This window comes from Pseudomonas sp. NY15372, from assembly GCF_048068215.1.
GTDB classification, from domain to species: domain Bacteria; phylum Pseudomonadota; class Gammaproteobacteria; order Pseudomonadales; family Pseudomonadaceae; genus Aquipseudomonas; species Aquipseudomonas guariconensis_A.
Genome location: NZ_JBLUPY010000021.1, coordinates 54,655 through 76,693, shown reverse-complemented (window position 1 = coordinate 76,693; position 22,039 = coordinate 54,655). Strand labels below are relative to the sequence as shown.

19 protein-coding genes and 1 other RNA gene are annotated in these 22,039 nt (G+C 65.1%); 2 read left to right on the top strand and 18 right to left on the bottom strand.

Translation table 11 applies throughout. The features are described from left to right. Positions 1–160: 160 nt before the first annotated feature. The 18 genes from lpxC to rsmI all read right to left on the bottom strand — a co-directional run bounded on the left by lpxC (position 161) and on the right by rsmI (position 19,569). Positions 161–1,072: a UDP-3-O-acyl-N-acetylglucosamine deacetylase gene (gene lpxC, locus ACNFG0_RS15580; RefSeq protein WP_070092350.1), complete on the bottom strand. Its 912-nt coding sequence runs from the start codon at positions 1,070–1,072 to the stop codon at positions 161–163. 112 nt (positions 1,073–1,184) lie between these two features. Then, positions 1,185–2,381 carry a cell division protein FtsZ gene (ftsZ, locus tag ACNFG0_RS15575; protein ID WP_084857291.1) on the bottom strand — a complete coding sequence of 399 codons (1,197 nt, stop codon included), beginning with the start codon at positions 2,379–2,381 and terminating at the stop codon, positions 1,185–1,187. A gap of 55 nt (positions 2,382–2,436) precedes the next feature. Continuing rightward, positions 2,437–3,693 (bottom strand): cell division protein FtsA, encoded by a 1,257-nt coding sequence (gene ftsA / locus ACNFG0_RS15570; RefSeq protein WP_084857289.1) that lies wholly within the window; start codon positions 3,691–3,693, stop codon positions 2,437–2,439. A 14-nt stretch (positions 3,694–3,707) separates the two neighbouring features. Continuing rightward, the gene (locus ACNFG0_RS15565; protein ID WP_196144345.1) at positions 3,708–4,577 is read right to left on the bottom strand and encodes a cell division protein FtsQ/DivIB; all 870 of its coding nucleotides are present in this window, start codon (positions 4,575–4,577) and stop codon (positions 3,708–3,710) included. A 5-nt stretch (positions 4,578–4,582) separates the two neighbouring features. Beyond that, positions 4,583–5,539, bottom strand: a complete 957-nt coding sequence (locus tag ACNFG0_RS15560; protein WP_196144346.1) for a D-alanine--D-alanine ligase — start codon at positions 5,537–5,539, stop codon at positions 4,583–4,585. Next, the gene (gene murC, locus ACNFG0_RS15555) at positions 5,536–6,990 is read right to left on the bottom strand and encodes a UDP-N-acetylmuramate--L-alanine ligase (protein ID WP_416765507.1); all 1,455 of its coding nucleotides are present in this window, start codon (positions 6,988–6,990) and stop codon (positions 5,536–5,538) included. Before murC ends, ACNFG0_RS15560 begins: the two co-directional genes overlap by 4 nt. After that, positions 6,983–8,062: an undecaprenyldiphospho-muramoylpentapeptide beta-N-acetylglucosaminyltransferase gene (gene murG / locus ACNFG0_RS15550; RefSeq protein ID WP_196167237.1), complete on the bottom strand. Its 1,080-nt coding sequence runs from the start codon at positions 8,060–8,062 to the stop codon at positions 6,983–6,985. Before murG ends, murC begins: the two co-directional genes overlap by 8 nt. Next, a complete protein-coding gene (ftsW, locus tag ACNFG0_RS15545) occupies positions 8,052–9,266 on the bottom strand; it encodes a putative lipid II flippase FtsW (protein WP_230381251.1) in 1,215 nt (404 codons plus the stop codon). Before ftsW ends, murG begins: the two co-directional genes overlap by 11 nt. After that, positions 9,263–10,609, bottom strand: coding sequence for a UDP-N-acetylmuramoyl-L-alanine--D-glutamate ligase (gene murD / locus ACNFG0_RS15540; protein ID WP_196156195.1), 1,347 nt, complete (start codon positions 10,607–10,609; stop codon positions 9,263–9,265). The genes ftsW and murD overlap by 4 nt, the downstream gene beginning before the upstream one ends. A 6-nt stretch (positions 10,610–10,615) precedes the next feature. After that, positions 10,616–11,698 (bottom strand): phospho-N-acetylmuramoyl-pentapeptide-transferase, encoded by a 1,083-nt coding sequence (gene mraY, locus ACNFG0_RS15535; RefSeq protein WP_196144350.1) that lies wholly within the window; start codon positions 11,696–11,698, stop codon positions 10,616–10,618. Beyond that, complete coding sequence (locus ACNFG0_RS15530) at positions 11,698–13,065, bottom strand: UDP-N-acetylmuramoyl-tripeptide--D-alanyl-D-alanine ligase (protein WP_416765505.1); 1,368 nt, start codon at positions 13,063–13,065, stop codon at positions 11,698–11,700. The genes mraY and ACNFG0_RS15530 overlap by 1 nt, the downstream gene beginning before the upstream one ends. After that, entirely contained in the window at positions 13,058–14,545 is a 1,488-nt protein-coding gene (locus ACNFG0_RS15525; RefSeq protein WP_416765504.1) for a UDP-N-acetylmuramoyl-L-alanyl-D-glutamate--2,6-diaminopimelate ligase, read from the bottom strand. Before ACNFG0_RS15525 ends, ACNFG0_RS15530 begins: the two co-directional genes overlap by 8 nt. Beyond that, entirely contained in the window at positions 14,545–16,299 is a 1,755-nt protein-coding gene (locus ACNFG0_RS15520) for a peptidoglycan D,D-transpeptidase FtsI family protein (protein WP_196156196.1), read from the bottom strand. The genes ACNFG0_RS15525 and ACNFG0_RS15520 overlap by 1 nt, the downstream gene beginning before the upstream one ends. Next, positions 16,299–16,592, bottom strand: coding sequence for a cell division protein FtsL (gene ftsL, locus ACNFG0_RS15515; protein WP_196144353.1), 294 nt, complete (start codon positions 16,590–16,592; stop codon positions 16,299–16,301). The genes ACNFG0_RS15520 and ftsL overlap by 1 nt, the downstream gene beginning before the upstream one ends. Further along, positions 16,589–17,536 carry a 16S rRNA (cytosine(1402)-N(4))-methyltransferase RsmH gene (gene rsmH / locus ACNFG0_RS15510; protein ID WP_416765502.1) on the bottom strand — a complete coding sequence of 316 codons (948 nt, stop codon included), beginning with the start codon at positions 17,534–17,536 and terminating at the stop codon, positions 16,589–16,591. The genes ftsL and rsmH overlap by 4 nt, the downstream gene beginning before the upstream one ends. Beyond that, positions 17,533–17,988, bottom strand: a complete 456-nt coding sequence (mraZ, locus tag ACNFG0_RS15505; RefSeq protein WP_011535546.1) for a division/cell wall cluster transcriptional repressor MraZ — start codon at positions 17,986–17,988, stop codon at positions 17,533–17,535. Before mraZ ends, rsmH begins: the two co-directional genes overlap by 4 nt. A 311-nt stretch (positions 17,989–18,299) precedes the next feature. After that, positions 18,300–18,659: RNase P RNA component class A (rnpB, locus tag ACNFG0_RS15500), an RNA gene on the bottom strand. Positions 18,660–18,726: 67 nt separating this feature from the next. Continuing rightward, complete coding sequence (gene rsmI / locus ACNFG0_RS15495) at positions 18,727–19,569, bottom strand: 16S rRNA (cytidine(1402)-2'-O)-methyltransferase (RefSeq protein WP_416765500.1); 843 nt, start codon at positions 19,567–19,569, stop codon at positions 18,727–18,729. 220 nt (positions 19,570–19,789) lie between these two features. On the opposite strand from rsmI, the gene ACNFG0_RS15490 reads away from it, so the two are divergent. Next, positions 19,790–21,607, top strand: a complete 1,818-nt coding sequence (locus tag ACNFG0_RS15490) for a penicillin-binding protein activator (RefSeq protein WP_416765498.1) — start codon at positions 19,790–19,792, stop codon at positions 21,605–21,607. Beyond that, positions 21,607–21,978, top strand: coding sequence for a YraN family protein (locus ACNFG0_RS15485; RefSeq protein WP_416765497.1), 372 nt, complete (start codon positions 21,607–21,609; stop codon positions 21,976–21,978). The genes ACNFG0_RS15490 and ACNFG0_RS15485 overlap by 1 nt, the downstream gene beginning before the upstream one ends. The last annotated feature ends 61 nt before the right edge of the window (positions 21,979–22,039 follow it).

Sequence of the window (22,039 nt, the reverse complement as noted above, 5' to 3'; positions counted from 1 at the left end):
ACACTTCCCCTTGCCGGGTGTGTAGAGGACTTTCACCTCCAAGTCACCCACTCGACCACCACAGCCAAGCAGGTTGCGCTTGCGCGCAACGCGCCATGCCTGGCGCACCATAAAAAAGGCCACCCGAAGGTGGCCTCAATGAACTAGAGAGTGTTCGAACTTACACGGCCGCAACAGGGCGCATGTAGGAGATCGGTGCCGTGCTGGCATCTTCGAAAGTGACCACTTCCCAGGCGTCTTTCTCGGCAATGAGCTTGCGCAGCAGCTGGTTGTTCAGCGCGTGTCCGGACTTGTAGCCCTTGAACTCGCCGATCAGGCTGTTGCCCAGCAGGTAGAGGTCGCCGATGGCGTCGAGGATCTTGTGCTTGACGAATTCGTCTTCGTAACGAAGGCCGTCTTCGTTGAGCACGCCGTCCTCATCGACCACGATGGCGTTTTCCACGCTGCCGCCCAACGCAAGGTTGTGCTTGCGCAGGTACTCGATGTCGCGCATGAAACCGAAGGTACGGGCGCGGCTGACTTCCTTCACGAACGACGTGCTGGAGAAGTCGACGCTGGCGCTCTGGGTCCGGTTGCGCAGTACCGGATGATCGAAGTCGATCTCGAAGCTCACCTTGAACCCGTCGAAAGGCAGGAAGGTGGCGCGCTTGTCGCCCTCCTCCACCGTCACTTCGCGCAGGATGCGGATGAACTTCTTGGCTGCGTCCTGTTCTTCCAGGCCGGCGGATTGAATCAGGAATACGAAGGGGCCCGCGCTGCCATCCATGATCGGTACTTCCGAGGCGGAGAGCTCGACGTAGGCGTTATCGATGCCCAGGCCCGCCATGGCGGAGAGCAGGTGCTCGACCGTATCGACCTTTACGTCACCGTTGACCAGCGTCGTCGACATGGTTGTCTCGCCGACGTTGGCCGCGCGCGCCGGGATCTCGACGACAGGGTCGAGGTCGGCACGGCGGAAGACGATGCCGGTGTCCACAGGCGCTGGCTTGAGGGTCAGGTAGACCTTCTCCCCGGAGTGCAGGCCGACACCTGTGGCACGGATGGTATTCTTCAGGGTGCGTTGTCTAATCATGGCATTGGCCGCTTCAGCGCAAATTGCGAACAGGTATCAACAAAGGCTGGGGATGATAACAGACCCGGCCTTTGCTGAACACCAATCACCCCTATACCCCTGATAAATTCCATTAATCGGCCTGGCGACGCAGGAACGCCGGGATGTCGAGGTAGTCCAGATCATCCTGTGGGTTGAGTTTAGCTGCTGCGGCAGCACCGCCATGGGCCTGGTTGCGCATCACGGTCGGACGCTCCAGGTCACGGTAGTTGACTGCTGGCTGCTCCTGGCGAGCCGGTGCCGGGATGGACGCCTCGTACGCCTGTTGGGCGTTCTGCAGGGTGTTGTCCACGACCTTGACCGGCTTCTCGATGCGCGCGCCCAGGCCAGTGGCCACCACGGTCACGTGCAGTTCGTCGCGCATGTCCGGGTCGATCACGGTGCCGACCTTGACCATCGCGTGGTCGGAGGCGAAGGCCTCGATGATGCTACCGACGTCGGAGTACTCGCCCAGGGACAGGTCCGGGCCTGCGGTGATGTTCACCAGGATGCCGCGGGCGCCTTGCAGGTTGACGTCCTCGAGCAGCGGGTTGCGGATCGCCGCCTCGGTGGCTTCGCGGGCACGGTTCGGGCCGCTGGCGCAGCCGGTACCCATCATCGCCATGCCCATCTCGCCCATCACGGTGCGCACGTCGGCGAAGTCGACGTTGATCATGCCAGGGCGCTTGATGATGTCGGAGATACCGCGCACGGCACCGGCCAGTACGTCGTCGGCCTTGGCGAAGGCGGACAGCAGGCTGGCATCCTTGCCCAGGATGGTCAGCAGCTTCTCGTTGGGGATGGTGATCAACGAGTCGACGCTCTCGGCCAGCATGCGGATGCCTTCATCGGCGATCTGCATGCGCTTGCGGCCTTCGAACGGGAACGGACGGGTCACTACCGCAACGGTGAGGATCCCCATTTCCTTGGCCACTTCGGCGATGATCGGCGCAGCACCGGTACCGGTACCGCCACCCATGCCGGTGGTGATGAACACCATATTGGTGCCCTGCAGCACTTCGGCGATACGCTCACGGTCTTCCAGCGCGGCCTGGCGGCCGACTTCCGGATTGGCACCTGCACCCAGGCCCTTGGTAACGCCGGTACCCAATTGCAGGATAGTGCGCGCGCCGATGTTCTTCAGCGCCTGTGCATCGGTGTTGGCGCAGATGAACTCGACGCCTTCGATATTGCTTTTGACCATGTGGTTGACGGCGTTGCCGCCACCACCGCCGACGCCGATCACTTTGATGACCGGGCTTTGCGGGACGTTGTCTACGAGCTCGAACATTTTCCCTCTCCTTACAGTTCTCTAGTTTTTGCGCCTACCACTACTGCTTTGAAACTTAGAAGTTGCCCTGGACCCAACGCTTGAATCGCTCAAGCACCGGGGCCTTCGGTTCATCGCCATAGCTGTTGTTGCTGCTGTTGCCGGTCAAGGGCAGGTCCTCGGTCTGCTTTTGCAGGCCATAGGTGAGCAGGCCCACGCCGGTGGAATAGATCGGGTTGCGTACTACATCGCTCAGCCCCCGAACGCTGTGCGGCACGCCCAGGCGTACCGGCATGTGGAAGATTTCCTCGGCCAGTTCCACGGCGCCTTCCATCTTCGCGGTGCCGCCGGTGAGGACGATGCCGGCCGGCACCAGGTCCTCGTAGCCGCTGCGACGCAACTCGGCCTGGATGAGAGTGAAGAGCTCGTCGTAACGGGGCTCCACCACCTCGGCCAGGGCCTGGCGCGACAGCTCGCGCGGCGGGCGATCGCCCACGCTCGGCACCTTGATGGTCTCGCCAGCGCCGGCCAGCTTGGCCAGTGCGCAGGCGTAGCGGATCTTGATTTCCTCGGCGTACTGGGTCGGGGTACGCAGGGCCATGGCGATGTCGTTGGTCACCTGGTCGCCGGCGATCGGGATCACCGCGGTGTGACGGATCGCGCCTTCGGTGAAGATGGCGATGTCGGTGGTGCCACCCCCGATGTCCACCAGGCACACGCCCAGTTCTTTTTCGTCATCGGTCAGCACCGAGTAGGCCGACGCCAGTTGCTCGAGGATGATGTCGTCGATTTCCAGGCCGCAGCGGCGCACGCATTTTTCGATGTTCTGCGCGGCATTGACTGCACAGGTGACCACGTGGACCTTGGCCTCCAGGCGCACGCCCGACATGCCCAGGGGCTCGCGCACGCCCTCCTGGTTGTCGATCACGTAGTCCTGCGGCAGGGTGTGCAGCACCCGCTGATCGGCCGGAATGGCCACGGCCTGGGCAGCGTCGAGTACGCGCTCGAGGTCGGCGGTGCTCACCTCGCGGTCGCGGATGGCAACGATGCCGTGGGAGTTCAGGCTGCGGATGTGGTTGCCGGCGACACCGACGAACGCCGAGTGGATCCGGCAGCCGGCCATCAGCTGCGCCTCTTCCACGGCGCGCTGGATCGACTGCACGGTCGATTCGATGTTCACCACCACGCCCTTCTTCAGGCCGCGGGATGGGTGCGTGCCGATCCCCACGATTTCCAGGGAGCCGTCGTCGGCCACTTCACCCACCAGCGCCACCACCTTGGAGGTGCCGATGTCCAGCCCGACGATCATTTTGCCGCTATGCGCGTTTGCCATGGTCCTGCCTCTCTCTAATTCTTCGCAACGGCGGGTTGGGCCGTCGTCGGTGCAATCGGTTCCCGCCAGCCAACGGCAAGCCCGTTGGCGTACCGCAGATCAACGCGGGCGATGTTGGTGATCTGCTCTTTGAGTGTCTTGTCGTAAATGGCAATGAAACGGCGCATCTTCTCCACCAGGTGGTCGCGCCCCAGCAGCAGCTCGATTCCGGGCCCGGCGCTGCCCGCGCCAGTGGTCAGGAACCAGCTGCCTCGCTCGCGCAGCTCCAGGCGAGCGATGGAAAAGCCCAAGGGGCGCAGCATCTGGCTCAATACCTGATACTGCTGCATGACTTGTTGCTGAGCACGCTGCGGCCCGAACAGCTGCGGCAGGTGCTCGTAGTTGGCCAGCTCGCGCGGGGTGAAGGCCTGCCCCTGGTTGTTGAGCAGGGCCTCGTCGCCCCAGCGCGCCACCGGCAACTGTTCTTCCAGGCGGATCACCACTTCGTCCGGCCAGACACGACGGACTTCGGCGTGGGCGATCCACGGCATCTGCTCGAGCTCCGTGCGCATCGCCGTGAGGTCGACGCTGAAGAAGCTCGCGGCCACGTAGGGCGCGATCCGCTGCTGCACCGCCTGCTGGCTGATGTAGCTCAGGTCGCCCTGCACGGCGATCTTGGTGATCGGCCGGTCGGCGTACGGCATCAGGCGCACGGCACCTTCATAGGCACCGAAGCCGGCGGCCACCAGCAGCACCGGCCACAGCAGGCGCTTGAACACACTGAAGTTGGCCTTGGGCAGGCGCGCCGACATTGGCTCCTTGGCCACCAGTCGGCTGGCACCACGCGGCACCGGCTTGCTACGGCCGGTGGCGGGTTGCTGATGACGTAACATCGCGCCTTGCATGGCTGTTAACCTCGCGTCTCGACGCTGGCAGCCAGGATCGCCAGCACCAACTGCTGGAAGTCCAGGCCGGCCGCGCGGGCCGCCATGGGCACCAGGCTGTGGTCGGTCATGCCCGGTGCGGTGTTGACTTCGAGCAGCCAGAACCGGCCCTGCTCGTCCTGCATCACGTCCAGCCGGCCCCAGCCTTCGATGCCGATGGCATCGCAGGCGCGCGCGGTCAGGTCGATCAGTTCCTGTTCCTTGGCACTGTCCAGGCCGCACGGGATGCGGTACTGGGTGTCATTGGCGATGTACTTGGCGTCGTAGTCGTAGAACACGTGCGGGGTGCCCAGCGCGATCGGCGGCAGCACCTGGCCACGCAGCACCGCGACGGTGAACTCCGGGCCGCGGATCCACTGTTCGACCAGCACCTGGGAATCGTACTTGGCGGCATCCTTCCAGGCGGCGACCAGCTCTTCGACGCTGTTCACCTTGGCCATGCCGATACTGGAACCTTCATGGGCCGGTTTGACGATCAAAGGGAAGCCCAGTTCCGTGCCTGCCTCGACACAATCGTTTTCGCTGCCCAGCACGGCGTGGCGCGGGGTCGGAATGCCCAGGCTCTGCCAGACCTGCTTGGTACGCAGCTTGTCCATCGCCAGCGCCGAGGCCAGGATGCCGCTGCCGGTGTAGGGAATGCCCAGGCACTCCAGCAGGCCTTGCATGCTGCCGTCTTCGCCGCCACGGCCGTGGAGGATGATGAAGGCGCGGTCGATCTTCTCGCTCTGCAGGCGAGCCAGCAGGTCATCGCCCACGTCGATGCCGACCACGTCGACACCGGCCTCGGTCAGTGCCTGCAACACGGCCTTGCCAGACTTGAGCGACACTTCGCGTTCGGCGCTCTTGCCGCCGTACAGCACGGCGACGCGACCGAAGGCCTTCACGTCCAGGGTGGAGTGCAACTTGGCGTATGCGCTGCTCATTTCGATTTCTCCGGGCTGGCGACCGCGCCAGCGAACAGCGGGCTCTTGATCAATTGCGGGGCCAAGCCACCGATGTCACCGGCGCCCTGGCACAGCAGGATGTCGTCGGCGCGCAGCAGCGGCTTGACCAGCGGTGCCAGGTCGACACCGCGCTCGATGTAGATCGGGTCCAGTTGGCCGCGCTGGCGGATGCTGTGGCACAGCTGGCGGCTGTCGGCGCCGGGGATCGGCTCTTCGCCGGCCGGGTAGACCTCCATCAGCAACAGCACGTTGGCGTCGGCCAGCACCTGTACGAAATCGTCGTACAGGTCGCGGGTGCGACTGTAGCGGTGCGGTTGGTAGACCATCACCAGGCGCCGGCTCGGCCAGCCGCCACGCACGGCCTTGATCACCGCGGCCACTTCGGTCGGGTGGTGGCCGTAATCGTCGACCAGCATCACGCTGCCGCCTTCGACCGGCAGCTCGCCGTACACCTGGAAGCGTCGGCCGACGCCCTGGAAGCCGGACAGCCCCTGGACGATGGCCTCGTCGCTGATGCCCTCGTCGGTGGCGATGGCGATGGTGGCCAAGGCATTGAGCACGTTGTGGTTACCCGGCATGTTGACCGAAACGTCCAGCGGCTCGCGATCACGGCGCAGCACGGTGAAGTGGGTCTGCATGCCCTGCTGGCGCACGTTGATGGCGCGGATGTCGGCCTCGTCGCTGAAACCGTAGGTGACGGTCGGGCGCTTGACCTGCGGCAGGATCTCGCGCACCACCGGGTCGTCCAGGCACATCACGGCCAGGCCATAGAACGGCAGGTTGTGCAGGAACTCGACGAAGGTCTTCTTCAGCTTGTTGAAGTCGCCTTCGTAGGTGGCCATGTGGTCGGCGTCGATATTGGTGACCACCGCGACCATCGGCTGCAGGTGCAGGAAGCTGGCGTCGCTCTCGTCGGCCTCGGCGATCAGGTAGCGGCTGGTGCCGAGCTGGGCGTTGGTACCGGCCGCGGTCAGGCGACCGCCGATGACGAAGGTCGGGTCCAGTCCACCGGCAGCGAATACCGAGGCCAGCAGGCTGGTGGTGGTGGTCTTGCCGTGAGTGCCGGCCACGGCGACGCCATGGCGGTAGCGCATCAGCTCGGCAAGCATCTCGGCGCGCGGCACCACGGGAATGCGACGCTCAAGGGCGGTGGCGACTTCCGGGTTGGCCGGGTTGATCGCGCTGGACACCACCAGCACATCGGCATTGGCGGCATTCTCGGCGCGGTGGCCGACGAAGATCTCGGCACCGAACGACTCCAGGCGCTCGGTAACCGGCGAGGCCTTGAGGTCGGAACCGGATACCTGATAGCCCAGGTTCAGCAGCACTTCGGCGATGCCGCACATGCCCACGCCGCCGACACCGACGAAGTGGATGCGACGGATACGGCCCATCTTCGGCTGGGGCATGGCTTTCTGGCTCTCAACCATGGGCCACCTCCAGGCAGATATCGACCACGGTGCTGGTTGCGGCAGGTTTGGCCAGGCGCCGTGCGGTGCTGGCCATGGTGTTGAGTTTCTCGGGTTGCATCAGCACCTCGTTCAGGCGTTCAGCGAGCTGCGCTGCGCCAGTTGTCGCTTGTGGCATCAGGAAGGCGGCGCCTTCACGTGCCAGGTATTGGGCGTTGTGGGTCTGGTGGTCATCGATGGCGTGGGGCAACGGCACCAGCACCGAGGGCAGGCCGGCGGCCGCCAGTTCGCTGACGGTCAGGGCACCGGCCCGGCAGACCACCATGTCGGCCCAGCCATAGGCGTGGGCCATGTCCTTGATGAAGGGCTCTACCTGAGCCTCGACCCCGGCTTCGCGATAACGCTCGGCAGTGATCGGCGCATGCTGCTTGCCGGCCTGGTGGAACACCTCGGGGCGTACGCTGGCGGGCACTTCCGACAGGGCCTTAGGCAGCAATTTGTTCAATGGTTCCGCACCCAGGCTGCCGCCGAGCACCAACAGGCGTGCACGGCGCTCGGCCAGGGGCTCGCGATGGGCGTCCAGGAATAGCTCCGGGCGTACCGGGTTACCGGTGGTGCGGCGCTTGTCGCTGGCCTCGAAGGTGTTCGGGAATGCCTCGCAGACACGGGCCGACAACGGCACCAGCAGCCGATTGGCGGTACCGGCCCGGGCGTTTTGCTCGTGGATCACCAGCGGCACGCCGCACAGCCGCGCGGCAACGCCGCCAGGGCCGGTCACGTAGCCGCCAAAGCCCAGCACGCAGGCCGGCTTGAGCTGACGAATGACACGCCGCGCCTGGAGCACGGCCTTGACCAGGGTGAACGGCGCCTTGAGCAGCGACAGCTTGCCCTTGCCGCGCAGGCCGCTGACCTGGATCAAGTGCAATGGCAGGCCGGCCTGGGGCACCAGCTCGTTCTCGATGCCGCGCGGGGTACCCAGCCAGTGCACGCTGTAGCCGCGGGCCTGGAACTCACGAGCACAGGCCAGGGCCGGGAACACGTGCCCCCCGGTACCGCCGGCCATGATCAGGACGTTCTTGCCGTCAGCGGCCATGGTAGGTCTCCTCGGCAAAATCGCTTTCCTTGAATTCGTGCTCCTCGCTGCCCAGGTGCGTGCGGCTCTCCCATTCGATGCGCAGCAACAAGCCCACGCAGGCGCAGCAAATCACCAGGGAGCTGCCGCCGTAGCTGAGGAACGGCAGGGTCAGGCCCTTGGTGGGCAGCAGGCCGACGTTCACGCCGATGTTGATCAGGAACTGGCCGATCCACAGGAAGGCCAGGCCGAACGCCATGTAGGCGGCGAAGAACTGCTTGGCCTTCTCGGCCCATAGGCCGATATACAGGGCACGCACGGTGACGAAGACGAACAGCGCCACGGTGCACAGCGAGCCAACCACACCCAGTTCCTCGGCCAGTACCGAGAACACGAAGTCGGTGTGCGCTTCAGGCAGGTAGAACTGCTTCTGCACGCTGTTGCCCAGGCCCACGCCCAGCCATTCGCCGCGACCGAAGGCGATCAGCGCCTGGGTCAACTGGTAACCGGAACCGAACTGGTCGGCCCACGGGTCGGTGAAGGTGATCAGGCGCGCCATCCGGTAGGGTTGTGCCTGGACCAACACGAACACCGCCAGCACCGCCAGCACCACCATCAGGCTGAAGCGGAACAACCCCACCCCGCCGAGGAACAGCATTGCCGCCGCGGCGCCCATCATGACCACGGTGGCACCGAAGTCCGGCTCCATCAGCAGCAGGCCGGCCATCGGCAGTAAGACGATGAACGGCTTGAAGAAGCCCATCCAGCTTTCGCGCACTTCCTGCTGCCGGCGCACCAAGTAGCCGGCCAGGTAGATGACCACGAAGACCTTGGCGATCTCCGAAGGCTGGACGTTGAAGAAGCTGAAGCCGATCCAGCGCATCGAACCGTTCACTTCACGGCCGATGCCTGGCACCAGTACCAGCACCAGCAGGCCGAAGGCGCCGACCAGCATCATGAAGCCCATGCGCTGCCAGGTGGCGATCGGCACCAGAAGAGTGGCGCCGCAGGCGACCAGGCCCAGGGCCACGTACACCAGGTGGCGGAACATGTGGTACAGCGGGTTGCCCGACTGCACCGCGGCGACTTCCGAGGACGCCGAGGTGATCATCACCAGGCCCAGGCCCAGCAGCGCCAGGCAACCGGCGAGGAAGGCGAAGTCCAGGTCGATGCCGCGGCCGCTGATCAGCGGCGATGGATAAGGCTTGAGGATGCCGAAGATCATGCCAGCCCTCCCGCCGCCTGGGCGAACAGGCGCCCGCGTTCTTCGAAGTTCTTGAACATGTCCAGGCTGGCGCAGGCCGGCGACAGCAGCACGGCGTCACCAGGCTGGGCCAGTTCGGCGCACTGCTGCACCGCTTCGTCCAAGGTCTTGACCCTGACTTGGTGCACGCCCTCGCCCAGCGACTCGGCCAGGCGTTCGGCGTCACGGCCCAGCAGCACCACCGCGCGGCAGAAGCGCGCCACCGGCTCGCGCAAGGCGCAGAAGTCGGCGCCCTTGCCATCGCCACCGGCGATCAGCACCAGCTTGCCGTCGATGTCCGCGCCCAAGCCTTCGATCGCGGCCAGAGCGGCACCGACGTTGGTGGCCTTAGAGTCGTCGTACCAGTTGACGCCGTTGCGCTCGCGCACCCATTGGCAGCGGTGGGCGAGCCCGGTGAATTCGCGCAGAGCCTCGAGCATCGGTGCGAACGGCAGGCCCACGGCGTGCCCCAGGGCCAGGGCGGCCAGGGCGTTGCTCTGGTTGTGGGCACCGCGGATCTTCAGTTCGCGCACCGGCATCAATGCCTGGAATTCGAAGGCCAGGTGCTTTTCACCGTCCACTTCACGCAGACCGAAGGCCTTGAAGTCCGGCGTATTGAGGCCGAAGGTCCAGCATGGACGACCTTCGACCGGCAACGGCCGGCTCAGGGCATCCTGACGGTTCACCACCACCTGGCGCGCGCCACGGAAGATCCGGTGCTTGGCCAGGTGGTAGGCCGGCAGGCCGCTGTAGCGGTCCATGTGGTCTTCGCTGATGTTCAGTACGGTCGCTACTTCGGCGTTGAGCTGGTCGGTGGTTTCCAGCTGGAAGCTGGACAGCTCCAGCACGTACAGCTCCACCGCGTCGTCTAGCAAGTCCAGCGCCGGGGTGCCCAGATTGCCGCCCACGGCCACGCGCTTGCCGGCCTTGGCGGCCATCTCGCCAACCAGTGTGGTCACGGTGCTCTTGGCGTTCGAACCGCTGATGGCCACGATCGGCGCCTTGGCAAACCGTGCGAACAACTCGATGTCGCCGGACAGCTTCACGCCACGTGCGGCAGCCTGCTGCAGGGCCGGGGTGGCCAGGGCCAGCCCAGGGCTGACATAGAGTTCGTTGGCGCGGCACAGGAAGTCCACGTCCAGTTCACCACAGCGCACTTCCACCTGCGGGTATTCACGGCGCAGGGTTTCCAGTTCCGGCGGCTGCTCGCGGGTATCGGCGACCGCAAAGGCGATGCCCCGGTTCGCCAGGAAGCGAACCAGGGACATGCCGCTCTTGCCGAGGCCGACAACGATGCGGAATTGGTCGGAAGCGATCAGTGACACGCTCATCTACCTCAGTTTCAGGGTGGCAAGGCCGATCAGCACCAGAATCACGGTGATGATCCAGAATCGGACGATCACCCGCGGCTCGGGCCAACCCTTGAGTTCAAAATGGTGGTGGATCGGCGCCATGCGGAACACGCGCTTGCCAGTCAGCTTGAAGGAGGCCACCTGGATCACCACCGACAGGGTCTCCATGACGAACACGCCGCCCATGATGAACAGCACGATCTCCTGGCGGACGATAACCGCGATGGTGCCCAGGGCCGCGCCCAGCGCCAGCGCGCCGACATCGCCCATGAACACCTGAGCCGGGTAGGTGTTGAACCACAGGAAGCCCAGCCCGGCGCCAATCAGCGCGCCGCAGAACACGATCAGCTCACCGGCGCCCGGCACGTAGGGGATCAGCAGGTATTCGGCGAACTTCACGTTGCCCGACAGGTAGCAGAAGATGCCCAGGGCACCGCCGACCATTACCGTCGGCATGATCGCCAGCCCATCGAGGCCGTCGGTCAGGTTGACCGCGTTGCTCGAACCGACGATGACGAAATAGGTCAGCACGACGAAGCCGATGCCCAGCGGAATAGTGACGTCCTTGAGCATCGGCACGATCAGGGTGGTCTCGACGCTGGTCGGCGCGGTCATGTAGAGGAACACCGCGGCACCCAGGCCGAATACCGACTGCCAGAAGTACTTCCAGCGGCTTGGCAGCCCGCGGGAGTTCTTCTCGATCACCTTGCGGTAGTCATCGACCCAGCCGATGGCACCGAACAGCATGGTCACGACCAGCACGACCCAGACGTAGCGGTTGCTCAGGTCAGCCCACAGCAGGGTACTGATGCCGATGGCCGAGAGGATCAACGCGCCACCCATGGTCGGGGTGCCGGACTTGGACAGGTGCGATTGCGGGCCGTCATTGCGCACGGCCTGACCGATCTGGCGAATCTGCAGGGTACGGATCATCCACGGCCCCAGCCACAGCGCCAGGGACAATGCGGTCAGCACGCCCAGGATCCCGCGCAGGGACAGGTACTGGAAGACCGCGAAGCCCTTGTGGAACTGTTGCAGATACTCGGCCAACAGCAGCAGCATTAATGTTTCTCCCCGCTGGCACCGCACAAGGCCGCCACGACGTTTTCCATCGCAGCGCTGCGCGAGCCCTTGATCAAGATAGTGGTGTCGCTGGCAGTCTCGGCGCGAACGGCATCGATAAGCTCAGCTTGAGTAGCGAAATGACGGCCATTGGCGCCGTACGCCGCGACCGCATGGGCCATGTTGGTACCCACTGCGTACAGGGCGTCGACCTTGCCGCGCGCATAGTCGCCCACCTGACGGTGGCCTTCCTGCGCCCATTGCCCCAGTTCGCCGATATCTCCGAGCACCAGGACGGTGCGGCCGGAAAAGCCGGCGAGTATATCAATGGCGGCGCACATCGAGGTGGGATTTGCGTTGTAGCTGTCGTCGATGACCCGCACGCCGTTGGGCGCGATCTGCGCCACGGTACGGCCCTTGACCGGTTGCACGGCGCCAAGGCCTGCGGCGATGCCGTTCAGGCTCAGACCGACGGCATGGGCAGCGGCGGCGGCGGCCAAGGCGTTGCTGACGTTATGGGTGCCCAGCAGGTTCAACTGCACCGGGACGCTACCGTCCGGGCCATGCAGGGTGAACGACGGGCAACCCCGGGCGTCGCGGCCAATGTCGCTGGCGTGGAAGTCGGCCTGCGGGTTGTCCAGGGCGAAGCTGAGGACGCGGCGCTCGCCCGCACGCTTGCGCCAGACGTCGAAGGCCTTGTCGGCCAGGTTGAGGATGGCGGTACCGCCCTCGCCCAGGCCTTCGAGGATCTCGCCCTTGGCCTCGACGATTTTTTCGGGGCCGCCGAACTCGCCCACATGGGCGGTGCCGGCATTGTTGATGATGACCACCTGTGGCTGGGTCAGGCCGACGGTGTAGCGGATCTCGCCGATGCGCGAGGCACCGAGCTCGATCACTGCGGCGCTGTGTTCAGGCGCGATCTCCAGCAAGGTCAGCGGTGCACCGAGGTCGTTGTTCAGGTTGCCACGGGTCGCCAGCACCGGGCCACGGGTGCGCAGGATGCAGGCCAGCATCTCCTTGACCGTGGTCTTGCCGCTGGAGCCGGTGATGGCCACCACCGGCTTGTCGAAGGCGGCGCGGTTCAGGGCGCCGAGCTGGCCCAGGGCGACGCGGCAGTCGGCGACCAGCAGCTGCGGCAGGTCGACATCGGCGACTTCGCGCTCGACCAGAGCGGCGACGGCGCCCTTGGCCTTCACGTCGGCCAGGTAGTCGTGGCCGTCGAAACGCGGCCCGGCCAGGGCAATGAACAGTTGGCCAGCCGCTACGGTGCGGCTGTCGATGCTCACGCCGCTGAAGCTGGCATCGGCACCCACCACGCGTGCCTGCAGCGGCGCGGTCAGCTGGCTGAGTGTCATGGGCTTAAGCATGGGGCGCCTCCCAGGCGGCAAGTGCCTTGTCGGCTTCGACGAGGTCGGAGAAATCGTGGCGCTGACCATTGATCTCCTGGTAATCCTCATGCCCCTTGCCGGCCAGCACGATCACATCGTCGGCAGCCGCAGAGGCGATCAGATGGGCGATGGCCTCGCCACGGCCGGCGACGAACTCGACGTCGGCGGGCTTGGCAAAGCCAGGGCGAATATCAGCGAAGATCCGCTGGGGGTCTTCGGTGCGCGGGTTGTCGTCGGTGACCAGGACGCGATCGGCCAGGCGCTCGGCCACTTCGGCCATCAGCGGGCGCTTGCCGCGATCGCGATCGCCACCACAGCCGAACAGGCACAGCAGGCGGCCATGGGCATGGGGACGCAGGGCTTGCAGCACTTTCTCCAGGGCATCCGGGGTGTGGGCGTAGTCGACCACCACCAGCGGTTTGTCGCCACCACCCAGGCGCTGCATACGGCCGACCGGGCCTAGCAGTTGCGGGGTGACCTTGAGGATTTCGTCCAGCGGGTAGTCCAGCGCCAACAGCGTGGCGACCGCGGCGAGCATATTGCTCAGGTTGAAGCGACCCAGCAGCTGGCTGCGCAGGGTATGTTCGCCCTGGGCAGTGACGAGGATGGCGCGCACGCCATCGTCATCGAAGCGGGCTTCACGGCAGAACAGCGAGGCGTCCGGGTTGTCCAGGCTGTAGCTGAGCAGCCGGGTCTCGACATGCTCGGGGCTCGGACGCCGGGCAAAATCTTCGGCCAAGCGACGCCCGAACGCATCGTCCAGGTTGACCACCTGGCAACGCAGGTTCGGCCAGGCGAACAGCTTGGCCTTGGCGGCCTCGTAGGCCTCCATGCTGCCGTGGTAGTCCAGGTGATCGCGAGACAGGTTGGTCATCACCGCGATGTCGAAGGCCAGGGCAGCGACCCGGCCCTGCTCCAGCGCATGGGAGGAAACCTCCATGGCCACGGCCTTGGCGCCGCCTTTCTTGAGGTCGTTCAGGGTCGCCTGCACGGCGATCGGGTCCGGGGTGGTCAGGCGACCGCTGCGCAGCTCGCCGTAGAAACCGGTACCCAGCGTGCCGATCAATCCGCAACGCTGGCCCAGTGCATCGAGGGCCTGGGCCACCAATTGAGTGACGCTGGTCTTGCCGTTGGTGCCGGTGACACCGACCAGGTCGAGCTGGCGGCTGGGCTCACCATAGAAGCGCCCGGCGATCTCCGACAACTGACCGATCAGGCCGCGCACCGGGATCAAGGGCGCCTCGGTGATCGGCAGGACGCTGGCGCCCTGCTCTTCATAGGCCACGGCGGCAGCGCCGCGGGCCAGGGCATCGGCAATGTGCGCACGACCGTCGACCTTGGCACCGGGCACGGCCAGGAACAGGTCGCCCGGCCGGACCTGGCGGCTGTCGAGGGTCAGCTCGCGAATCAACGGATCGCGGCTGGCATGGGCGAAAAGCTTGCTCAATGGCATTGTCATCAACCACGCCCTCCATTGGCGGGTACTGCGCTGGCCTGCTGGACCTGGGGCTGGGTCGCAGAAGGGACCGGTGGTGGCGGCAGGTTGTCCGGCGGTACGTTCATCAGGCGCAGGGTGCCCGACATCACCTTGCTGAATACCGGGGCAGATACCAGGCCACCGAAATAGCCGCCCTTGCTCGGCTCGTCGATGACCACGACGATGGCGTAGCGCGGGTCGCTCATCGGGCCGAAGCCCGCGAACAGCGAACGGTAGGCGTTCTGGGTGTAGCCCTTGGCACCGACGGTAGCCTTGCGCGCGGTACCGGACTTGCCACCCACGTGGTAGAACGGCACCTGGGCACGGAACACACCCCGCGGCGCTTCGATCACCTGCTGCAACATGGCCTGCACGGTCTCGGCGGTATCCTTCGGAATCGCCTGCACGGCGTCGGGCGCCTTGTCGACCTTGAGGATCGACAGCGGCACCATCTTGCCGTCGTTGGCGATCGCCGCGTAGGCATGCACCAGCTGCAGGGCGGTCACCGATACGCCATAGCCGTACGACAGCGTGGCGGTCTCGGCCTTGCGCCATTCGCGGTGGTTGGGCAGGTTGCCGACACGCTCGCCGGGGAAGCCGAGGCCGGTGTACTGGCCAAGGCCCACCTGGGACATCACCCGGTAGATCGCCTCGCCGCCGATATCGAAGGCGATCTTGCTCATGCCCACGTTACTGGAGTTGATCAGGATGCCGGTCAGGTCGAGGATCGGGCCCTCGCTGCGGGACACGTCCTTGATGGTGTAGCGGCCGATCTGCAGGCTGCCGGGGTAGACCTCGACCTTGTCGGTGGGCTTCCAGCGGCCGCTCTGCAGGGCTGCGCTCATGGAGATCGGCTTGACCGTGGAGCCTGGCTCGAACACGTCGATGATCGCCCGGTTGCGCATGGCCGCCGGGAACATGCTACGGCGGTTGTTCGGGTTGTAGGTCGGCTGGTTGACCATGGCCAGGACTTCGCCGGTCTTGACGTCCATGATCACCAGGCTGCCGGCCTTGGCCTCCTGCTCGGCAATAGCGTTGCGCAGTTCGCGGGTGGCCAGGTACTGCAGACGCAGGTCGATCGACAACGCCAAGGTCTTCCCGGCCTTGGCGTTCTTGGTCACCTGAATGTCCTTGATCAGCCGGCCGCGCCGGTCCTTGATCACTTGTCGTTTGCCCGGCACCCCGGCGAGCCATTCGTCATAGGCCAGCTCCACCCCTTCGCGGCCGTGGTCGTCCAGGTCGGTGAAGCCGACCATGTGCGCGGTGACATCGCCGGCCGGGTAGAAGCGCCGGAATTCCTCCATGCCGTAGACACCCGGCACCTTGAGGTCGAGCACCTGCTGCCCCTGCTCTGGGGTCAGGCCCCGCACCAGGTAGATGAACTCCTTGTTGGCCTGCTGGGTCAGGCGGTCAGCCAGCTGCTGCGGATTCTGCCCGAGCGCTGCGGCCAGTTGTGGCCAGCGCTCGCGGTAGGCCTGCATTTCCTTGGGGTTGGCCCACAAGGTGGTGACCGGGGTACTGACGGCCAGCGGTTCGCCGTTGCGGTCGGTGATCAGGCCACGGTGCGCGGGAATGGGAATATGGCGCAGGCTACGAGCATCGCCCTGGCCTTTGAGGAAGTCGCGGTCGACCACCTGCAGGTCGATGATGCGCCAGGCGATCGCGCCGACCATCAACGCCAGCAATGCGATCACCACCCGGAAGCGCCAGGGGTAGAGTGCGCCTTCAAGCTTCATCATGGCGCCACCATCCGCACTTCGTCGGCGGCCGGCACGCGCATCTTCAATTGCTCGGTAGCCAGGTTCTCGATACGGCTGTGGGCCGTCCAGGTGCTTTGCTCGAGGATCAAGCGGCCCCATTCGGCCTGGGCTTTGTCACGCTCGTTCAGTTCACCGTACAGGGTGTTGAGCAGTTGGCGGTTCCAGTGGGCGCTGTAGGACACGGCGATGGCCGAAACCAGCACGCCGACGAACAGCAGAAGCATCAGGAAGCTTCCGCCTGGCAAGGGCTTGGCGAACAGCCGACTCACCGCAGTTTCTCCGCCACCCGCATGACGGCGCTGCGCGCCCGCGGGTTGGCCTTGAGTTCGGCTTCGGAGGCGAACTGCGCCTTGCCGACCAGGCGGATCTTCGGCTCGAACACCTTGTGCTGTACTGGCAGGTTGCGCGGCAGGTTGTCCGCCTCGCCCTTGGCCAGCTTGCGCATGAACAGCTTGACGATGCGGTCTTCGAGTGAGTGGAAGCTGATCACCGCCAGGCGGCCACCGACCTCCAGCGCCTCGATGGCGGCCTCCAGGCCCGCCTCCAGGTCGCCCAGTTCGTTATTGACGTGAATGCGCAGGCCCTGGAAGGCCCGGGTCGCCGGGTTCTTGCCCTTTTCCCAGGCCGGGTTGGCGACCTTGAGGACTTCAGCGAGGTCAGCCGTGCGGGTGAACGGCTGCTGCTCACGGCGCTGCACCACGGCGCGCGCCATGCGCTTGGCGAAACGCTCTTCGCCGTATTCTTTGAAGACGCGGGCGATTTCTTCTTCGGGCGCAGTGGCGATGAACTCGGCGGCGCTGATGCCCTGGTCGGGGTTCATGCGCATGTCCAGCGGGCCGTCGTTCAGGAAGCTGAAACCGCGCTCCGGGTCGTCTAGCTGCGGCGACGACACGCCCAGGTCGAGGAGCACGCCACTGACCTTGCCGTGCAGGCCACGCTGGGCGACTTCATCGCCCAGCTCGGCAAAGCTGCGCTGCACAATGACAAAGCGGCCGTCTTCGGCCGCCAGCGCTTGCCCCGTGGCAATCGCTTGTGGATCTTTGTCGAAGCCCAGCAGCCGCCCTTGCGGCCCGAGCTTGCTGAGAATCAGGCGGCTATGCCCGCCACGGCCGAAGGTGCCGTCCAGATAGCAACCGTCGGCGCGCAGGGCCAATGCCTCGACAGCCTCGTCGAGCAGCACGGTGATGTGGTTGAAGCCGCTATCTATCGTCACAGGATCAGGTCACGCAAATCGTCGGGCATGGCGCCCGGTTGTTGAATAGCTGCAAGGTCAGCTGCCGAAACCGCGTTCCAGGCATCCTCATCCCACAGCTGGAATTTGTTCAGCTGCCCCACCAGCATCGCCTTCTTGTCGAGCTTGGCGTATTCACGCAGGCGGGGCGGCACCAGGAAACGGCCACTGCCATCGAGCTCCAGGTCCACCGCATTGCCGATCAGCAAACGCTGCAGGCGGCGGTTTTCCTCACGCAACGACGGCAAGGCACGCAACTTGGCTTCTATCTGTTCCCACTCATCGAGGGGATAAACACACAAGCAGGGGTCCACCGCGTCGATGGTCACGATCAATTGACCATTGCAACGCGAATCGAGCTCGTCACGGTACCGACTCGGCATGGCGAGTCGGCCCTTTGCATCGAGGCTGACGGCGTTAGCTCCGCGGAACACGGCTGCGATTCCCCACAATGTTAGCTTTTTTGTGTCAGAAAACCCACTTCATCCCACTTTCTGCCACTTGCGCACACTATAGGAATCCGTCCGGCACACCGTCAAGGCACGTTCAGAAGGAAATCCCTTACAGGACGGAGATTTAGCGCAACAAAGGAAGGAGGAAGCATTACCGGAAGGAAAAACTGGCGGGAAAAATCAAGTTCACTCAAGCGGATAGAGTGAGAACTTAAAGTAATTTATTAAGAGTAAGATTTTTTTGGTATTACCGGGACGTATCTGCTGTCGATTCAAGCAGGGGAAGGAAGGAGGTGGAGAGTCGATCTGTAAGCCGGGTTCTGTCGAGGACAGTCATTCCTCTACGACGGCCATCACTGGACGCCTTTAGCAACCTACCCGGTTCCGACGCGGGCCACGCCGTATGGAACCCTATTTGGTCTTGCTCCGAGTGGGGTTTACCTAGCCACGAACTGTTACCAGTCGCGCGGTGCGCTCTTACCGCACCTTTTCACCCTTACCGGCACCGAAGTGCTTAGGCGGTTGTTTTCTGTGGCACTTTCCGTAGGCTCGCGCCCCCCAGGCGTTACCTGGCACTCTGCCCTATGGAGCCCGGACTTTCCTCCCCCCTCTTTTGCGGAACAAAAGAAGGCAGCGACTGTCCAATCGACTCTCCGCCGACAAGGTTAACGGCACAAGCGCCCAAGAACAAGTGACATCACAAAGTATATCAATTTGCCACTATTGTGCTTTCTGTTTTTCCAGCGCCACTTGATAGAGCAGGTTCTTGCGCACACCAGTGATTTCCGCCGCCAACGCAGCCGCACGCTTGAGTGGCAGCTCCGCCAGCAGCAGGTCCAGCACGCGCTGCGCTTCACTGCTGATCGCCTGCTCGTCTTCGGGGGCACTCCAGCCCCCCACAAGAACCACGCACTCGCCGCGCTGCTGGTTGCTGTCGCCTGCGACGAAAGCACGCAATTCACCCAACGGCAGCCCCTTGAGCGTCTCGAACGCCTTGGTCAGCTCTCGGCCCAGCACCGCCGGACGCTGCGCGCCGAATACCGCTTCCATGTCTTCGAGGCATTCGAGAATGCGGTGCGGCGCCTCGTAGAAGATCAAGGTACGAGGCTCCTCCTTGACTTGCTCCAGGCGCGCGCGACGACCTGCCGTCTTGGCGGGCAGGAAGCCTTCGAAGATGAAACGGTCCGACGGCAGGCCTGCCGCCGACAGCGCGGCGATCAGGGCGCAGGCGCCCGGCACCGGAACCACCTGTACCCCGGCAGCGCGCGCCTGGCGCACCAGGTGGTAGCCAGGGTCGGAAATCAACGGCGTGCCCGCGTCGGATACCAGGGCGACGTCGTCGCCAGCCAGCAGGCGGGTGATGAAGCGCCCGCCCTCGTCGCGCTCGTTGTGTTCGTGGCAGGCGGCCAATGGTGTATCGATGCCGAAGTGCTGGAGCAGACGCACCGAATGACGGGTGTCCTCGGCGGCGATCAGCGCCACATTGGCCAGCACCTTGAGGGCCCGGGCACTCATGTCGTCGAGGTTGCCGATCGGCGTGGCGACCACGTAAAGCGTGCCCATCGTGGATGTCGAAGCCCCTGCACCATCAGTCACTGCGCGTACCTGTCATGTGGATCAAAGGCGCCATTGTAGCCCGAGCACCGGCAACAACGCGCAAAGAACTTCACCGGCAACCCGCGCAAGGCGACCTATATTGAAGGATCAACGTCAGCGACATCGCGCCCCGGCCGACGCTTGGGTACAATTGCCGGCCAACTTGATCGAGTAACAGGACTTTTACATGATCGCTTGCCTGCGGCTGTTCACAGCCCTCTGCTTGGCTGCCCTGCTGGCAGCCTGCGCCAGCTCGCCCTCATCCAGCCTGGGCGAACTGCCACGCACCCCGGATGCCAGCATCGAGCAGCTGCTCGACAAGGCCGCCACCAGCAAGTCCGCTGAAGATGCCGCCCTGCTGCGCCTGAGCGCCGCCGACCTGGCCTACAAGCAGAAGGACTATCCACGCGCCGCACGCATTCTCGAGCAGGTCCCGATGGACTCGCTCAAGCCTGCCCAGCAGGTGTTCGCCAACACCCTGGCCGCGGAGCTCGCCATGAGCCGCAACCAGCCCAAGGCCGCCCTGACCGCCCTCTCCCACCCGAGCCTGCAACGCCTGGGCGAACTGCCGCAAGAGCAGCAGGCTCGCACCTACAGCGTCCATGCCGCCGCCCTCGAGGCCGACGGCCAGGCACTGGCCGCCGCCCAGCAGCGCGTATTGCTCGCCCCGCTGCTCAGCGATCAGGCCGCCGCCGCCAACAACGACTCGATCTGGGCACTGGTCGCCTCGCTGCCGGCCGAGCAACTGCAGCAGCCCGCCGCCGACGAGACCCTGGCAGGCTGGACCAGCCTGGCCCTGGCGGTGAAGAGCGCCGGCACCCTGGAGCAGCAACAGGCCGCCATCGACACCTGGCGCAACCAGCACCCGGAGCACCCCGCCGCCAAACAACTGCCCCTGGCCCTGGTCAAGCTCAAGGAGCTGGCCAGCCAGCCGCTGACCAAGGTCGCCCTGCTGCTGCCTCAGGAAGGCCCGCTGGCCGGCGTCGCCCGCGCCCTGCGCGACGGCTTCATGGCCGCTCACTTCCAGGCCCAGCAATCTGGCCAGCCGGCTCCGGCCGTGCAGGTGTTCGACAGCTCGCGCCTGACCTCGCTGGATGACTTCTACCGCCAGGCCCAGGCGGCCGGCGTACAACTGGTGGTCGGTCCTTTGGAAAAACCACTGGTGAAGAAGCTCGCAGCCAACCCGCAACTGCCGATCACCACCCTGGCACTGAACTACGCCGACGCCGGCCAGAAAGCACCCCCTCAGCTGTTCCAGTTCGGCCTCGCCGCCGAGGACGAAGCCCGCGAAGTCTCGCGCCGTGCCCGCGCCGACGGCCTGGTCCGCGCCGTGGCCCTGGTGCCGAGCGGTGAATGGGGCGATCGCGTACTCGCCGCCTTCCGCCAGGACTGGGAAGGCCATGGCGGCACCCTGCTGGCCGCCGAGCGCATCGCCCAGCCGGTCGCCCTGGCCCAGCAGATCGCCGAGCTGTTCCAGCTGCGCCAGAGCGAAAGCCGCGCCAAGAGCCTGCAGAGCACCGTTGGCGGCAACATCGCCGCACAACCGTCACGCCGCCAGGACATCGACTTCATCTTCCTCGCCTCCACGCCGCAGCAGGCCCAGCAGATCAAGCCGACCCTGAACTTCCAGTACGCAGGCGACGTGCCGGTCTACGCCACCTCCAACCTCTACAGCGCCAGTGGTGACGTGAACCAGTACAACGACATGAACGGCATCCGCTTCTGCGAGACCCCTTGGTTGCTCGACAGCACCAACAGCCTGCGCCAGCAGGTGGTCCAGCAATGGCCCCAGGCCGCCGGCAGCCTCGGCCGCCTTTACGCCATGGGCGTGGATGCCTACAGCCTGGCCCCTCGCCTGGGCCAGTTGAAGGCCCTGCCGGACAACCGCATCGAAGGCCTTTCCGGCAGCTTGACCATGAGCCCCAGCCAGCGCGTCGAGCGCCAGCTGCCGTGGGCCGAGTTCGCGGGTGGCCAGGTCAAGCGCCTGCCGGACACCCCTCGCTGATGCCCGACGCATCGCCTTCCAACGCAGGCCTTGCCGCGGAAAACCATGCCCTCGAATACCTCCGAGGGCATGGCCTGCGACTACTGGCGCGCAATTGGCGATGCAAGGGTGGTGAGCTCGATCTGGTCATGCTCGACGCCGATACAGTAGTATTCGTGGAAGTCCGCTACCGGTTGCATGCGGCCTTCGGCGGCGCCGTCGGCAGCATCGACGGACGCAAGCAGAAGCGACTGGCACTCGCTGCCAACCTGTTCCTGCAGAAAGAGCCACGCTGGGCCAACCAACCCTGCCGCTTCGACGTTGTCGCCCTGCAGGGCAGCCACCACGCGGGCCAGCCGCTGCAATGGCTGAAAAACGCCTTCGAATGCTGAACCCATTCCGATTTTTTAGCTCTATGTTTCGCGGGCTGGTTCCTGTCGCGCGTCGCGCCGG

Coding starts and splice junctions, on each gene's coding strand:
- lpxC (WP_070092350.1), bottom strand. CDS start 1,072: ATGATTAGACAACGCACCCTGAAGAATACCATCCGTGCCACAGGTGTC.
- ftsZ (WP_084857291.1), bottom strand. CDS start 2,381: ATGTTCGAGCTCGTAGACAACGTCCCGCAAAGCCCGGTCATCAAAGTG.
- ftsA (WP_084857289.1), bottom strand. CDS start 3,693: ATGGCAAACGCGCATAGCGGCAAAATGATCGTCGGGCTGGACATCGGC.
- ACNFG0_RS15565 (WP_196144345.1), bottom strand. CDS start 4,577: ATGCAAGGCGCGATGTTACGTCATCAGCAACCCGCCACCGGCCGTAGC.
- ACNFG0_RS15560 (WP_196144346.1), bottom strand. CDS start 5,539: ATGAGCAGCGCATACGCCAAGTTGCACTCCACCCTGGACGTGAAGGCC.
- murC (WP_416765507.1), bottom strand. CDS start 6,990: ATGGTTGAGAGCCAGAAAGCCATGCCCCAGCCGAAGATGGGCCGTATC.
- murG (WP_196167237.1), bottom strand. CDS start 8,062: ATGGCCGCTGACGGCAAGAACGTCCTGATCATGGCCGGCGGTACCGGG.
- ftsW (WP_230381251.1), bottom strand. CDS start 9,266: ATGATCTTCGGCATCCTCAAGCCTTATCCATCGCCGCTGATCAGCGGC.
- mraY (WP_196144350.1), bottom strand. CDS start 11,698: ATGCTGCTGCTGTTGGCCGAGTATCTGCAACAGTTCCACAAGGGCTTC.
- ACNFG0_RS15530 (WP_416765505.1), bottom strand. CDS start 13,065: ATGCTTAAGCCCATGACACTCAGCCAGCTGACCGCGCCGCTGCAGGCA.
- ACNFG0_RS15525 (WP_416765504.1), bottom strand. CDS start 14,545: ATGACAATGCCATTGAGCAAGCTTTTCGCCCATGCCAGCCGCGATCCG.
- ACNFG0_RS15520 (WP_196156196.1), bottom strand. CDS start 16,299: ATGAAGCTTGAAGGCGCACTCTACCCCTGGCGCTTCCGGGTGGTGATC.
- rsmI (WP_416765500.1), bottom strand. CDS start 19,569: ATGGGCACGCTTTACGTGGTCGCCACGCCGATCGGCAACCTCGACGAC.
- ACNFG0_RS15490 (WP_416765498.1), top strand. CDS start 19,790: ATGATCGCTTGCCTGCGGCTGTTCACAGCCCTCTGCTTGGCTGCCCTG.
- ACNFG0_RS15485 (WP_416765497.1), top strand. CDS start 21,607: ATGCCCGACGCATCGCCTTCCAACGCAGGCCTTGCCGCGGAAAACCAT.